This window comes from Sedimenticola selenatireducens DSM 17993 (genome assembly GCF_000428045.1).
Lineage (GTDB): Bacteria > Pseudomonadota > Gammaproteobacteria > Chromatiales > Chromatiaceae > Sedimenticola > Sedimenticola selenatireducens.
Genome location: NZ_KE386617.1, coordinates 113,178 through 126,414, shown reverse-complemented (window position 1 = coordinate 126,414; position 13,237 = coordinate 113,178). Strand labels below are relative to the sequence as shown.

At 54.3% G+C, this 13,237-nt stretch carries 16 protein-coding genes; 4 read left to right on the top strand and 12 right to left on the bottom strand.

Annotation, left to right across the window (positions count from 1 at the left end):
• Nucleotides 1-40 precede the first annotated feature (40 nt).
• Nucleotides 41-1,621, bottom strand: a complete 1,581-nt coding sequence (locus A3GO_RS0121115) for an inorganic phosphate transporter (protein ID WP_029135090.1) — start codon at nt 1,619-1,621, stop codon at nt 41-43.
• A 279-nt stretch (nt 1,622-1,900) separates the two neighbouring features.
• On the opposite strand from A3GO_RS0121115, the gene A3GO_RS0121110 reads away from it, so the two are divergent.
• Entirely contained in the window at nt 1,901-2,242 is a 342-nt protein-coding gene (locus tag A3GO_RS0121110; protein WP_029135089.1) for a hypothetical protein, read from the top strand.
• A gap of 104 nt (nt 2,243-2,346) precedes the next feature.
• Here A3GO_RS0121110 and A3GO_RS0121105 read toward each other — a convergent pair whose 3' ends face one another.
• A complete protein-coding gene (locus tag A3GO_RS0121105; protein ID WP_029135088.1) occupies nt 2,347-2,739 on the bottom strand; it encodes a hypothetical protein in 393 nt (130 codons plus the stop codon).
• A gap of 72 nt (nt 2,740-2,811) precedes the next feature.
• Here A3GO_RS0121105 and A3GO_RS0121100 point away from each other — a divergent pair, with 72 nt between their 5' ends.
• Nucleotides 2,812-3,450: an ankyrin repeat domain-containing protein gene (locus A3GO_RS0121100; protein WP_029135087.1), complete on the top strand. Its 639-nt coding sequence runs from the start codon at nt 2,812-2,814 to the stop codon at nt 3,448-3,450.
• Between the two features lie 122 nt (nt 3,451-3,572).
• Nucleotides 3,573-3,857: a hypothetical protein gene (locus A3GO_RS0121095; RefSeq protein ID WP_029135086.1), complete on the top strand. Its 285-nt coding sequence runs from the start codon at nt 3,573-3,575 to the stop codon at nt 3,855-3,857.
• Between the two features lie 145 nt (nt 3,858-4,002).
• On the opposite strand, the gene sbcB is transcribed toward A3GO_RS0121095, so the two are convergent.
• The 6 genes from sbcB to ffh all read right to left on the bottom strand — a co-directional run bounded on the left by sbcB (nt 4,003) and on the right by ffh (nt 9,342).
• Entirely contained in the window at nt 4,003-5,439 is a 1,437-nt protein-coding gene (gene sbcB, locus A3GO_RS0121090; protein WP_037376235.1) for an exodeoxyribonuclease I, read from the bottom strand.
• Between the two features lie 183 nt (nt 5,440-5,622).
• Nucleotides 5,623-5,967, bottom strand: coding sequence for a 50S ribosomal protein L19 (gene rplS / locus A3GO_RS0121085; protein ID WP_029135084.1), 345 nt, complete (start codon nt 5,965-5,967; stop codon nt 5,623-5,625).
• 19 nt (nt 5,968-5,986) lie between these two features.
• A complete protein-coding gene (gene trmD / locus A3GO_RS0121080) occupies nt 5,987-6,730 on the bottom strand; it encodes a tRNA (guanosine(37)-N1)-methyltransferase TrmD (protein WP_029135083.1) in 744 nt (247 codons plus the stop codon).
• Nucleotides 6,731-6,737: 7 nt separating this feature from the next.
• Nucleotides 6,738-7,259 carry a ribosome maturation factor RimM gene (rimM, locus tag A3GO_RS0121075; RefSeq protein WP_029135082.1) on the bottom strand — a complete coding sequence of 174 codons (522 nt, stop codon included), beginning with the start codon at nt 7,257-7,259 and terminating at the stop codon, nt 6,738-6,740.
• A 60-nt stretch (nt 7,260-7,319) separates the two neighbouring features.
• Nucleotides 7,320-7,571, bottom strand: coding sequence for a 30S ribosomal protein S16 (gene rpsP, locus A3GO_RS0121070; RefSeq protein WP_029135081.1), 252 nt, complete (start codon nt 7,569-7,571; stop codon nt 7,320-7,322).
• Nucleotides 7,572-7,944: 373 nt separating this feature from the next.
• Complete coding sequence (ffh, locus tag A3GO_RS0121065; RefSeq protein WP_029135080.1) at nt 7,945-9,342, bottom strand: signal recognition particle protein; 1,398 nt, start codon at nt 9,340-9,342, stop codon at nt 7,945-7,947.
• A 176-nt stretch (nt 9,343-9,518) separates the two neighbouring features.
• Between ffh and A3GO_RS0121060 the strand changes: the two genes are divergently transcribed.
• Nucleotides 9,519-10,328 carry a cytochrome C assembly family protein gene (locus A3GO_RS0121060; RefSeq protein WP_029135079.1) on the top strand — a complete coding sequence of 270 codons (810 nt, stop codon included), beginning with the start codon at nt 9,519-9,521 and terminating at the stop codon, nt 10,326-10,328.
• Nucleotides 10,329-10,513: 185 nt separating this feature from the next.
• Here the strand turns inward: A3GO_RS0121060 and A3GO_RS0121055 are convergent, their stop codons facing one another.
• The 4 genes from A3GO_RS0121055 to A3GO_RS24920 all read right to left on the bottom strand — a co-directional run bounded on the left by A3GO_RS0121055 (nt 10,514) and on the right by A3GO_RS24920 (nt 13,236).
• A complete protein-coding gene (locus A3GO_RS0121055; RefSeq protein WP_029135078.1) occupies nt 10,514-10,813 on the bottom strand; it encodes a flagellar protein FliT in 300 nt (99 codons plus the stop codon).
• A 2-nt stretch (nt 10,814-10,815) separates the two neighbouring features.
• Entirely contained in the window at nt 10,816-11,238 is a 423-nt protein-coding gene (fliS, locus tag A3GO_RS0121050; protein ID WP_029135077.1) for a flagellar export chaperone FliS, read from the bottom strand.
• A gap of 54 nt (nt 11,239-11,292) precedes the next feature.
• Nucleotides 11,293-12,654 carry a flagellar filament capping protein FliD gene (gene fliD, locus A3GO_RS0121045; protein ID WP_029135076.1) on the bottom strand — a complete coding sequence of 454 codons (1,362 nt, stop codon included), beginning with the start codon at nt 12,652-12,654 and terminating at the stop codon, nt 11,293-11,295.
• Nucleotides 12,655-12,807: 153 nt separating this feature from the next.
• A complete protein-coding gene (locus A3GO_RS24920; protein WP_051302755.1) occupies nt 12,808-13,236 on the bottom strand; it encodes a flagellar protein FlaG in 429 nt (142 codons plus the stop codon).
• Nucleotide 13,237 lies beyond the last annotated feature (1 nt).

The following is a 13,237-nucleotide window of genomic DNA, read 5'->3' as shown; positions in this document are numbered from 1 at the left end:
TGCTCGGCCTTCCTTGTGAACAAGTCAGATGCCGTTCGGATTAAGGCAGCATCATCCCTCGAATCATAAAGTAGAGCAGCGCCGCCATCAGTCCAGAGACCGGGACGGTAATAACCCAGGCAGCCACGATTTTCAACAAGGCGGATCGCTTCACCAGTTCGTGTCGATAGACCTTACGCAGACCTTTACGCTCTTTCTTTGTCAACGGGGCGTCGTGTTCGGTTTTGGCCTGCTTTTTTAACTCCCTCAGCATTTCGCCTTTTTTTGTCAGGGAGGCTTTCTTGAATTCCATCAGATAAGCCTCGATCGCATCGGGGTCATCATCCTGGTGATGTATCTTTATCTCTTCAACCATCTTGGCATAGCTGGTCTTGATGAATTCACGCAGGAATCCCACACCGAAAATACCACCAACGGCGATATGGGTGGAGCTGACCGGCAAACCCAGTTGGGTAGCAAAAATCACCGTCACCGCGGCCGCCATAGCGATGCAGAAGGCGCGCATTTTATCCAGCTCAGTGATCTCACTGCCCACCGTCTTGATAAGCTTCGGACCATAAAGTGCCAGTCCCACAGCAATACCCAGAGCCCCCACCATCATCACCCAGAGTGGTATGGCAGCCTTCTGTGCAATACCGCCATGGACGATTGCATCATTAATCGCCGCCAGCGGCCCAACGGCATTGGCCACATCATTGGCCCCGTGGGCGAAACTCAGCAAGGCCGCAGCAAAAATCAGCGGCAAGGTAAACAGCTTGTTAATACTCTGCTTTTCGTTGGGTAGATTATTGGCCACCCGGGAGAGGAGCGGTCGAACCAGGACAAAAACCACCAGACCCATGATCAGGCCGATAAAAACCGCGGAACCAAACTCGGTTTTCCATATTTTCTTGAAGCCTTTCAGGACGATATAGGTGGTAAAGGCCCAGGTCATGAGTCCCACCAGCAACGGCACCATGCGCTTGGCCGCCGCGATCATATCCACCTGATAAGTGATAGTACGCTTTATAAGCAACAGAAAAGCGGCGGCGATAATCCCTCCCATAACCGGAGAAATGACCCAGCTAGCCGCGATGGCCCCCATTTTGTCCCAATTGGCAATGCCTACACCGCCAGCCGCGATGCCGGCACCGAGCACTCCGCCCACAATGGAATGGGTGGTTGACACTGGCGCACCCAGGGCGGTAGCCACATTCAGCCAGAGAGCACCGGCAAGCAGTGCCGCCATCATCAGCCAGATGAAGGCATCTGTCCCGTGGATTGCTGAAGGATCAATAATCCCCTTCTTGATAGTGCTGACCACATCGCCACCAGCGATCAAGGCACCCGACGCCTCAAAAACAGCAGCGATAATAATCGCCCCGCCGAGAGTGAGCGCCTTTGAACCAACCGCGGGCCCAACATTGTTGGCCACATCATTGGCACCGATATTCATGGCCATATAGCCGCCGATAACTGCGGCGACCATCAACATCACATGCCCCGGAGTATCCATTCCGCCACGCATGCCGGTGAATAGCATGATACCCACTATAAAGAGCAGGGCTATGCCAATTCGAAACAGCTCCTGCCGGCCTTTACTGGTCGCTTTTTCAAGCTCACTTATGTTCTGAAGTTCCATAAAAACTCAGTATGGATTCGGTTTAGACCTCGGCATGAAGATCGTTAATGGAACGCCGAACATGCCCCCGGAATTTGAGTGCGCACTGTAACATTTTTGTCATTCAAAAGCCCCATGGAAAGCAGATAAAACAGCGGCGCAATGTTTCAGCGCAGTCTCTTATGTATGCTGGCTTCAATGGATTGAATGGAAATCTGGTCCAGGTTTTGCTTAACTAGAACCCAGATATATTAAATCGACGCTTAACGTCAATTATTTGACTGAACCTGGAGAATTATTATGGTCAGCCCTATTTCAAACGACAAATTATTGCCGCCGAACAGCGATAGAAACGGTACTGCGACCAGTAAGCGACCTTCAGGTGAACGGAACGGCACCCCAAACACCACAATCACACGCCCGACAGATGATACGGTAGAACTCAGCAACACCAGTCGACTGGCCAATCAGGAAATCCCTCCCACGAAAAATAGCGGCGCCATCAACAGCGCAGCGGAAGCCAGGGAACTGGTTATAAGGATAAGAGAGCAGATTGAAACCGCAGGGTCGCAGGCCATGAAAAGCCATGGACAACTGGAAAAGGGCGGTCTGACATTGTTACTGGAATCATCCGCAGCCTGATTGATACGACGTGGTATCGGGATAACGATCGCACAATCAGGCTCTCCCATCCGGCCAGACTCTATTGGCATCACAGTTGAAGCCGCAAGCGCGCAACCAAGCCGCTATTCGGGACCAATTTCCAGCCGTTCCACCTCGGCCAAGGTTACGGTTCTGCCATCGGTGGTAATGAATGTACGCCCATCGATATCGCCTTTATAGGCTTGGTATGAGGTCGCTTGCGCACTGCGGGTATCTATCACCCGGACCGTAACCACTTGATAGGCATCGCTCCATTGGTGGTAGAGATAGAGGCCTGCTCCCGTGAGCATCAGAAACACCGCCCCTCCCGCAAGGAACTGAGCGACGCGCCGCCGACTCTGCCGCTGCTGATTCAACGAAGCATTGAGCACAGGAGCCGATGACGTATACTGCCGCATATTACGTTGACTACGCATCCGCAGGGTCAGCAGTGCCCCGGCAATCACCAATGCGGTCAATAGAAGTTTCAGGAACATGGGCGCGTACCTTATCATGAGCCCGGTAATGGCGCTATTATCTGAACAAAAGGACCAGACAACCAAACCGACATGAACAGATTGAACCTCTTGGTATTGACTGCATTACTTCTTTTATTGACTGCTTGCGGGGAGCCGGATAAACCAAGCATCCCGCTCAACCTTGCAGTGGAACGTGGCGACATCAATCAGATCGAGCGCCACATCCTCTGGGGCAGTGATATCAACAAGTTCAATATCGACGGCGAGGCACCAATCCATGTGGCCGCGCGTCAGGGCAGCTACATCGTGGTGAAACTGCTCACGGAAAAAGGGGCGGACATCAATATTCTGGACAAACAGGGGATCAGCCCGCTGGGGAGAGCTATCCTGTCCGGACGAACCCAGATTGCCGACTACCTGATCAAGCAGGGAGCCACACAGGATCCGGACGGATTACTCGACCTGATGGTCAAGGCGGGCGAACAGGACCGGGATGTCATCCCCCTGCTGATCAAATGGGGAGCGCAGATCAATCACCAGAACGAACAGGGACAAACACCATTGGCGCTGGCAGTCAGCACTGGCAACCGGGTGCTGGTAAAGCACCTGATCGAGAACGGCGCCGACGTCAACCTGGCGGACAACGCCGGCCAGCGTCCACTGACCATAGCCAGACAACGTGGAGATGAGAACATAATCCGCATGCTGGAACGCAATGGAGCACAGTAACAGATGAAACAAAAACCGCTTTTCCGGTCGTGACGTAGCGCTTTACATCTGTTAAGTTCCGCCTCTATATTTTCAGTTATCAAACACGGGCCGACCAGGCCCTGAACACAGGATTCACCGACATGGCATCGACCGTTGAAGAACTTACGATTAACTATTCAGAAGATGGTATCGACGTCGTCAAGGAGCTGGACAAGGTGGTCCTCTCCAAGGGTGCATGGTCAACGGTAATGTTCCGTTATCAGGAATGGAATCGTTCAAAAGATGAATACAGCCCGGATAAATACAGCATACGCCGCTACCAGAAACGCAATGGCGAATATATCCTAAAATCGAAATTCAACATCTCCAGCAAGGCCCAGGCCGAGGCAATCATTGAGGCCCTGAGCAACTGGACCAAGGATTGAGACACCGGGCCCGCATTAGCCGAAGGCGTAACTCGACGCACGTGCGGACCGGTCGATTCGTCTGATTACGCTGCGCTAATCCGACCTACCCTGGGTACCCTGGCTCCTGTGGGTGCGCGGATTGCGTACCCAACATGCTACTCATTCACTCCAGCCCAATCCTCGCCGGCCAATCCGCCAATTCGGACAATACCTGCTTGCGGCCGCGGTCGATTGCCGGATCGACCATGAGTCTGGCAAGTTGCTGGCGAAATGCCGTCAGCGTTATGCTTCCGCCACCTTCCGGAGCCGTTAGTCGGTCCATGCGATACTCCTGCCAGCGTTCGCGCTCAGGTTTGCTAAGCGTCTCCGGCCAGTTGCGCGCCCGATAGCGAAACAACATCTCCGGCAGGCGGGCATCATCAAATGCCAGGCTCATCCCGGCTAATGATTCCGGAGTGGCGGTCAATACCTGGTCCATTCGCTTTCGATCATCCGCGCTGAAAAAATTGCCGGTATAGAGACTCTGGTCTGGATCTGTAATCGGTTCAAATTCACGGCCACTGTGGACCGCTTGTATCTTCTCCCCAAGACCCGGCACGCTCTTCAGGCGATTGAGGTTGCGCAAGCCCTGCGCCTGATTGATTCCCCAACGCTCGGCCGCCTGCTCAGTCAGGGTATTCATTGGAACCACAACCGGGCACTTGTTTAGGTGAACAGTTTTCAGCGGAATCCGCTCCACACCGTCAGGCAGTTGATCTCTTGGAGTAAAAAGGCGGGATTGAATCTGTTCCACTGACAGGTCGATCAACGCGGCCGGATCACATCCAAGATCATAGACAATAACGCCATTGGGATTGGTCGGGTGACGAGCCAATGGAACCACCATAGCGATACAGCCTTTCTCTGCGGGATACATGGAGGAGACATGTAACACCGGCTGTCGAGCGCGAAGATTGAGCAACTCCGCCACCTTGCGCTTGTTTCGCATGTTCAGCAGATAATCGAACAGCCGGGGCTGCTGGTCACGAATCAATCTGGCCATCGCGATCGTGGCATGCACATCGGACAATGCGTCATGGGCCGCCTCATGAGCAATGCCGTTGGCGACCGACAACTCTTCCAGGCGGAAGCTGGTCGAGCCATCCTCCCGCTTTGGCCAGACAATACCTTCCGGCCGCAGGGCATGGGTAAGCCGCACCATATCGATAATATCCCAGCGGGAATTGCCATGCTGCCACTCACGGGCATAGGGATCGAAAAAGTTTCGAAAGAAGCCGAAGCGGGTAAACTCATCGTCAAAGCGGACACTGTTGTAACCTACGCCACAAGTGCCGGGCTGGGCCATTTCGTGATGGATCAGGCGGAAGAACTCCGCCTCTACTACCCCCTCTTCCAACGCCCTCTGCGGGGTCAGGCCGGTAACGAGGCAGGCTTCCGGTTGCGGCAACAGGTCATCGGCCGGTTTGCAATAACTGACCAGAGGTCTACCGATGATATTCAGCGCCTCGTCCGTACGGATGCCGGCGAATTGAGCGGCCCGATCCTTGCGCGGATCTGCACCCCATGTCTCGTAATCATGCCAATAAAAGGTCAACGACATCGTGCGCCCCACCTGCTCTCCGTCAGTGATTCTTCAGCGGTATCTTGGAGGCTTTCGCACAGGGAGGCAACCTCAAGCATATTCTGTTGAAGGCAAGCAGCTCCTTGACTGCCTTAGCCGCGATCAAAAAAACACCCCGCCGAAGCGGGGTGTTTTCACTACAGGGCAAAAGAACCGTAGGGACTAGATCTTCTCTCTGATACGCGCGGCCTTACCGGTACGACCACGCAGGTAGTACAGTTTTGCACGACGCACATCACCGCGACGCTTGACTTCAATCTCGGCCACAGATGGGCTGTAGGTCTGGAAAACACGCTCGACCCCCTCGCCATGGGAGAGTTTGCGCACGGTGAAAGAGGAGTTCAAACCGCGGTTTTTCTTGGCGATGACCACACCCTCGAAGGCCTGAAGACGCTCGCGGGTGCCTTCGACAACCTTCACCTGGACAACTACGGTGTCGCCGGCGCCAAAATCGGGAACCTCACGGTTCATCTGCTCGGCTTCAAGTTCCTGGATGATATTGCTCACGGTCGTATGCTCCTGTATTTCAATCAGCGCTCGTATGCGCCTGGATAAACTCGTTTAGTAAATTCTCTTCTTCCTGGCTGAGAACACGTCCCTCCAGGAGGTCTGGTCGTCTTTGCCAGGTTCTGCCCAATGACTGTTGCAATCGCCAACGTCGAATCAACTCATGATTGCCGCCCAGCAGAACCGAGGGCACCCGGTCTCCCTCGAACACTTCCGGTCGCGTGTAGTGCGGACAATCCAGCAACCCATCGACGAAGGAGTCCTGCTCTGCTGAATCCTTGTCGCCAAGCACCCCGGGGATGAGTCGTATAACCGCATCCATCAGCACCAGTGCAGGCAGTTCACCACCGCTAAGCACGTAGTCACCAATGGACCACTCTTCATCCACATAGCGACTGATCAGCCGCTCATCAATCCCTTCATAGCGTCCGGCAACCAGGATCACTCCGTCCTGCCTGGCCATTCGAACAGCTGCTGCCTGGTCAAACCGTCTCCCCTGCGGAGAGAGATAAACTACCGCCGAATCCGGCGCAGCCTGTTTGGCCCGGGTGATCGCATCACGCAACGGCTCAATTTTCATTACCATACCGGGACCGCCCCCGTAGGGCCTGTCATCCACGGTACGATGCACATCATGGGTATAATCCCGCGGATTCCATAATCCCAGGCTGACCTGCCCACGATCCACCGCGCGCCCGGTCACACCTTCGCCAATCATGGCCCTGAACATTTCAGGGAACAGGGTCACCACGTCGAAGCGCATGGTCACCTCAAAAATCCGGGTCCCAATCCACGGTGATCCGGTCACCGTCCAGATCGACCTCTTTAATTACCTGTGCAATGAACGGCAACAGGTGCTGGCTCACGCCCTTCACCACCATGACATCATTTGCACCGGTCTCGAACAGATAATCTACCCGTCCCAGCTCAATCCCTTGCAGGTTAACGACCCTTTTTCCCTCCAGGTCACACCAGTAATACTCATCGGCCGGAATTTCCGGTAGCCGATCACGCGGGATAGCGATCTCCGCACCATTCAGAGCGGCCGCCTGATCCCGATCGATCACGCCTTCCAGTGCAGCAACAATCCCCTTTCCATGGGTTTTGCCCTGCTTCAGCTTATACTCTTGCCACTGCCCATCCCGAAACAGATACCAGGAAGGATGACTGAGAATGTTTTCTTTCGGCGAGGTGTGTGAATAAACCTTCATCCACCCACGCACACCGAACAGACCGGAAACGCGCCCCAGAATGGCCCATTCAACCTGTCGCTCTCCCGCCGGAACGCCCATCAGGAGATCCGGCAACAGGTCTGTTCAGCTACCGGCCACACCCGCAGGGCTCCCAGTCAATCAGGCTGCAGCCTTTGACGCTTCCTTAACCAGCTGGGCAACACGATCGGTCGGCTGTGCACCCTGGGAAACCCAGTGGCTGATACGCGCCTGGTCCAAACGCAGACGCTCCTCACCGCCAGTCGCAATAGGATTGAAGAAACCCAGCCGCTCAATGTACTTTCCATCGCGGGGATTTCTGCTATCAGCCACTACGATGTGATAGAACGGCCGCTTTTTCGCGCCGGTCCGTGCAAGACGAATTGTTACCATTTCCAACCCTTGAATTTAAAAAAATCTGCCACGCACCACCGGCCAACCAAACCGGCCGGAGTGAAACGGGGCATTCTACCCGTTTCCGGGGAAAAGTGAAGTGTTTTGTCACCTTAAATCGGGACAACATCTTATTCCGCTGAACGGAGCGGGGATTTGCGCGTTTAGCCGCATAGGTAGGGCGGATACTCCCGAGGGGCGCAGCCACTATTGCCGCCGGGTATGCATTCCCACGCGGAGCGTGGGAACGACGAACCCCCATAAAAGCGATTAACCGCAAAAATCTTTGTGGTTAAGGATTACCTTCCAGCTCGGCAGGGTGGGCACAAAAAGCGTGCCTGCCCTGCCGGACTGCGGAGCACTGAAATACCCCTCAAAAGGGGAAACCGCCCCCGGGAGGCATACCGCCCGGCGGCATACCACCACCGGGTCCCAGCTTGGACTTCAGCCCCCGCATCATCTTGGCCATGCCCCCGCCCTTCATCTTTTTCATCATTTTCTGCATCTGGGCGTACTGCTTGAGCATTTTATTCACTTCCTGCACCTGGGTGCCGGAACCGAGGGCAATCCGGCGCTTTCTTGAGCCCTTGATCAGGTTAGGGAAGCGTCGCTCCTGCGGTGTCATGGAGTTGATGATGGCGATCGAACGGACGATCTCCTTGTCATTCACCTGGTTCTTCACATGATCAGGGATATTCCCCATCCCCGGAAGCTTGTCCATCAGCGAGTTCAGCCCCCCCATATTGGACATCTGCTCCATCTGGTCACGGAAATCCTCCAGATCGAAGCCCTGTCCCTTGTGCAGTTTTTTGGCCAGCTTCTCAGCCTTGGCCTGGTCCACCTTACCCTGGACCTCTTCCACCAGAGAGAGTACATCACCCATACCCAGAATCCGTGAGGCCATCCGCTCAGGGTAAAAGGGCTCAAGGGCTGTCGTTTTCTCGCCCACACCGAGGAATTTGATCGGCTTTCCGGTAATCTGGCGAATGGAGAGCGCCGCACCGCCTCGGGCATCACCATCGGTTTTGGTCAGAATCACGCCGGTCAGCGGCAGGGCATCGTCAAAGGCCTTGGCGGTGTTGGCGGCATCCTGACCAGTCATGCTATCAACCACGAACAGGGTTTCGACAGGCTTGATCCCTGCATGCAGCTGCCTGATCTCATCCATCAGTGCCGCATCCACATGGAGACGGCCTGCGGTATCGACAATCAGGACATCGGTGAACTGCTTGCGCGCCTGATCCAGTGCAGCCCGGGCAATGGCAAGCGGTTGTTGCAGCGTGGTGCTGGGGAAGAACTCCGCCTCCACTTCAGTGGCGAGGGTTTTTAGCTGATCAATAGCAGCCGGACGATAGATATCACAACTGACCACCATGACCGATTTTTTCTGGCTCTGCTTCAACCAGCGTGCCAGCTTGGCGACACTGGTTGTTTTACCGGAGCCCTGAAGGCCAGCCATCAGTATCACGGCCGGTGGCTGGGCAGCCAGGTTCAGCCGCTCATTGGCCTCACCCATGATTCTGACCAGTTCATCATTGACGATCTTGATCAGCACCTGACCCGGGGTGAGGCTCTTCATCACCTCCTCACCCAGCGCCTTCTCTTTCACCTGCTCGACAAAATCCCGGACCACTGGCAGAGCGACATCCGCCTCCAGCAGCGCCATGCGAATCTCCCGCATGGTTTCCTTGATATTGTCCTCGGTCAGTCGGCCCTGGCCGCGCAGCTTTGTCAGTACGCCGCCCAGCCGGTCTGTCAGATTGTCAAACATGCTTTAGCTCAGCCTCTCGCCATGAATTTTCCGTATTATATATGGAAACTGTTCTCTTCGTGCCATTGATCCCGACAGCGCGGTGCAATCCTCGCGACCAGATAGGCGATTACGCTCAAACTCTGCCCATCCGGGCTAGTCAGAGCAAGGGGAGATATGCGATTATCACGCCCAATATGAACCATACTATTGTCGCTTTTCTCGCTATAGCCTGCTACCTCGCCAGTGGGACTATCATCGCGGTCCGACTCTTTTCAGATCGGACAGGAAAAACCCTTTCCCGCCATCTTGGAATCATCATTGGAATGGTGGGGGTTACCCTGCACGCATTCCTGCTATATCAAAATGTGGTCAGTGAAGGCGGTCTGAACTTCAGTTTCTTTGGCGCCTCGTCCCTTATTGCCTGGACCATCGTCCTGCTGTTAATACTGTCGGCGTTGACCAAACCGGTGGAAAATCTCGGCATTACCCTGTTGCCGCTGGCCGCCTTGAGCATTGCGCTGGATATGCACTTCCCGGCCGAGCATATCCTGGCTGCCAATTCATCCTGGGCCCTGCGCGTTCATGTTCTGATTTCCCTGCTGGCCTATAGCCTGCTGGCCATGGCCAGCGTCCAGGCCATCCTGCTGGCCATCCAGGACTATCATCTGCGACATCGCCACCCCGGGGGATTTATCCGCGCCTTGCCGCCATTGCAAACCATGGAAGCACTGCTGTTCGAGATGATTGGATTGGGATTCACCCTGTTGACGGTGGCACTACTGAGCGGTTTCGTCTTTCTGGAGGACCTGTTCGCGCAGCATCTGGTCCACAAGACCATTCTTTCCATTGCCGCCTGGCTGGTATTCGGCACATTACTCTGGGGACGCCATCGTTCCGGCTGGCGTGGCCAAAAAGCACTGAGCTGGACACTTTCGGGGTTCGTGGTGCTGATGCTGGCCTATTTCGGCAGCAAATTTGTGCTGGAGATTGTGATCAGCACCTGATCTTTTTGCGCACTACCGAAGGTGAATGGTGACTGCCGCTGCGGACTATCTTTAAGCAGTTGTAGCCTGATAGTACCCGTAGGAGCGGCGCCCTCGCCGCGAATTCGGCCCGGGGGCGGGCCTCCTACAGGCCAACCACTGCCGCGGGGTAAGATGAGCAACATTCACGTGCCCATCAGGTTTGCTCAGCGCCGGGACGTATCCTGGTAGGCCTTGGTGGCAGTGCGTCCGTGGCTCAGTTTACTTAGTAACAGTCCTACCTCTTTCCGTTGCACCCGGGCTAACTGTGTAATCTGTTGATCCAGATCCAGAATCAATCGAATCTGACCAGTTGCGCCATCGACGTCTATTACCTGGGGATCGAGCGGAAAGGTGTCTTCCATGATCTGCTGACGCTCAATCTGCATCTCGGTTACCCGCTCCCACTCACCCTGCTCCGCGAATAACAGCATTTCCTGACTGAGATGGATAAGTCGACCGAGCATGATCAGATTGCCGTCTGCCGATTTTCCGCATCCAGTTGTGACGGAATCACGTCCCAGGCGGATTTCACTTCCAGCAGCAGTGATGACACCTCATCCAGAATCTTCGGGTCGTTCTTGGCACCCGCCTCACCCAGGCGGCGCACCATGTAGTCATACAGGTCATCCAGATTCCGCGACAACTCGCCACCGGATTCCATATCCAGACTGCTCTGCAGGCCGCTGACGATGGAGATGGCCCAGCTGATATAACGCCCCTTATCCGCCGGCTCATTTCGCGCCATGTGCCCTTTGGCTGCGGCAATCTTGTCCAGGGCCCCCTCCATCAGCATCTGTACCAGACGATGAGGAGTCGCATCTTCAACACCAGAATTCACACTGACACTATTATATTGTGATAGCGCACTCTTCATTCTTGATTTTACCATTGGGTACTCCAGACTGATTCAACTCTATGCTGAATCTGATATTCCAAGATGCAATTACTTTTTATTCCCACTAGCCAGATTGGACAATATATCCAGCTGGCTGGTCAGATATTCACTAGTCGTCGTCATATTCGCAATCAATCCATCCAGGGCACCAAACTGCCGAAGATAACGTGCCTCGATATCTTCCAGACGGCGCTCCAGCGATTCTCGGCTGCGCTCAATGCCCTCTATTCGACTATTACTGCCATCAATGATACTGTCGATGGTCCCACCTGACTTGACGAACCCCTCCAGCAGGCCGTCAAACCTGGCTGCAAATCCGCCATCCTCATCACTAAAGAAACTTGTAACACTTTGAGGCGAATCTTCCAGTGCCGAGACAAAGTTCCCGCTGTCAAACTCGAGCTTGCCCGTGTCTGAGTTGGTGGTTACACCCAACTGGGAGATATAGGAGTAACTGCCGAGACCGCTAAGACCTGTATTCAGCATACCCCGCAACTGATTTTCAATATTACGCAGTACACTGCCACTCGCGCCACTGCTCTGCAGTGTTGACAGTTGATCATTCAGCTCATTGTATGCATTAACGAAGCCACTGACGGCACTTTTCGCAACCGAGCTATCCTGGTTGATTGAGATATTGGACTGCCCGGTGGCCTGCAGATTCAGCGTCAAGCCCTCTATCACATCAGTCACACTGTTACTGGCGCGGGTGATGGACACACCGTCCACTGTCAACGAGGCATCCAGCTCATTCTCCCCAGCCAGCAACTGATTACTCGCATCCCGGTTCAACATGGAGAAGTTGAAAGTATTGGCATCCAGACTACCACCAAAGGAGAGTTGAACACGATTGTCATAACCCGTTGAGCCAGACGTCAATACCAGGGTCTGGTTCCCACTGTCACCCGTGATCAGACCAGCAGTCACCCCTGTGCCGTTAGTCTCCACATTGATCGCCGACTGAATCTCACCCAAGGTCATGGCAGTGGAGAGATCCAGGGTAAAGCTGTCCGACCCCACAGTCAGCGTCAATTCGTCACCCGCCATCCCACCAAAAGTGGTTGATGATGCAACCTCACTGGATCCCAGCTTATGCTGCTGCGCCAGCCGGTTCACTGTAACATTGTAAGAAGAGGTAACGGCATCCGTATCGGAAGATACGGTTAACACACCGCTATCGGATGAGCTGGCCTTGGTGGCCTGAAAGGTATCCGCATCCAGCAGCTTTGTCATGGCACTCTGCAGGGACGAGAGTCCACCCTTCAGGCTGCCATAGGCTGATATCTGGGCCTGCACCTGGGCCTCTTTCTGGTTTAGCCGAGTAAGAGGCTGCTGCTCAACCGCCATCAACTGGGAGACGATGCCTGTAACGTCAAGCCCTGAACCCAGTCCTGGTGATGAGATGGCCATTTGGTTCTCCTGGTAATGCCTACTGAACTCTGTCAGCCCAAGTTAAAATCGCCTTGCTAACTGACGGAGTGAATTGCCTGATTTTTTATCTCTGCGCCAGGCATCTGTTAATCAAATTAAATCCAGTGACGTCCCTGTCACCCGTCCAGAGAATCATGCCTTTGCTTCAAACAGCAGCGATATTCCCTGATTACCTTTAAAAATAGCTTCACTCGTTTCCCTGAGCCTCTGCTGCATATCCAGCACATCTTCAGATGGAATACTCCTCACCATCTCACCAGACTCTTTATCTATAACCTTGATAACGGTCTTTCCACTCTCTTCATCCACTGAGAATTCCAGTTTACGCTGAACAGATTGAGCAAACTGGTTCAACTGTTCAACCGCATTATCAAGCGTCTGTCCATCCATCGCTGCAGTAGGCCTTTGTTCTTCCTTGGCCTCACCCCTGGAAGCGATTTGTGCAGATTGAGCCACCCGCTGGATTTCAGAATTTTCCCGCACCCTTACGGTACTGCTTGCAGCTCCTTTTGATTGCGCGGACAGGCCGCTCAATACACTTTGCGAGATTTCATTCACCATG

What these genes read in the sequence shown, in the direction of transcription:
- A3GO_RS24920 (WP_051302755.1), bottom strand. Translation starts at nt 13,236, where the DNA reads ATGGTGAATGAAATCTCGCAAAGTGTATTGAGCGGCCTGTCCGCGCAA.
- ffh (WP_029135080.1), bottom strand. Translation starts at nt 9,342, where the DNA reads ATGTTTGACAATCTGACAGACCGGCTGGGCGGCGTACTGACAAAGCTG.
- fliD (WP_029135076.1), bottom strand. Translation starts at nt 12,654, where the DNA reads ATGGCCATCTCATCACCAGGACTGGGTTCAGGGCTTGACGTTACAGGC.
- A3GO_RS0121055 (WP_029135078.1), bottom strand. Translation starts at nt 10,813, where the DNA reads ATGCTCGGTCGACTTATCCATCTCAGTCAGGAAATGCTGTTATTCGCG.
- A3GO_RS0121105 (WP_029135088.1), bottom strand. Translation starts at nt 2,739, where the DNA reads ATGTTCCTGAAACTTCTATTGACCGCATTGGTGATTGCCGGGGCACTG.
- fliS (WP_029135077.1), bottom strand. Translation starts at nt 11,238, where the DNA reads ATGGTAAAATCAAGAATGAAGAGTGCGCTATCACAATATAATAGTGTC.
- rpsP (WP_029135081.1), bottom strand. Translation starts at nt 7,571, where the DNA reads ATGGTAACAATTCGTCTTGCACGGACCGGCGCGAAAAAGCGGCCGTTC.
- A3GO_RS0121060 (WP_029135079.1), top strand. Translation starts at nt 9,519, where the DNA reads ATGAACCATACTATTGTCGCTTTTCTCGCTATAGCCTGCTACCTCGCC.
- A3GO_RS0121100 (WP_029135087.1), top strand. Translation starts at nt 2,812, where the DNA reads ATGAACAGATTGAACCTCTTGGTATTGACTGCATTACTTCTTTTATTG.
- sbcB (WP_037376235.1), bottom strand. Translation starts at nt 5,439, where the DNA reads ATGTCGTTGACCTTTTATTGGCATGATTACGAGACATGGGGTGCAGAT.
- A3GO_RS0121115 (WP_029135090.1), bottom strand. Translation starts at nt 1,621, where the DNA reads ATGGAACTTCAGAACATAAGTGAGCTTGAAAAAGCGACCAGTAAAGGC.
- rimM (WP_029135082.1), bottom strand. Translation starts at nt 7,259, where the DNA reads ATGGGCGTTCCGGCGGGAGAGCGACAGGTTGAATGGGCCATTCTGGGG.
- A3GO_RS0121110 (WP_029135089.1), top strand. Translation starts at nt 1,901, where the DNA reads ATGGTCAGCCCTATTTCAAACGACAAATTATTGCCGCCGAACAGCGAT.
- trmD (WP_029135083.1), bottom strand. Translation starts at nt 6,730, where the DNA reads ATGCGCTTCGACGTGGTGACCCTGTTCCCTGAAATGTTCAGGGCCATG.
- A3GO_RS0121095 (WP_029135086.1), top strand. Translation starts at nt 3,573, where the DNA reads ATGGCATCGACCGTTGAAGAACTTACGATTAACTATTCAGAAGATGGT.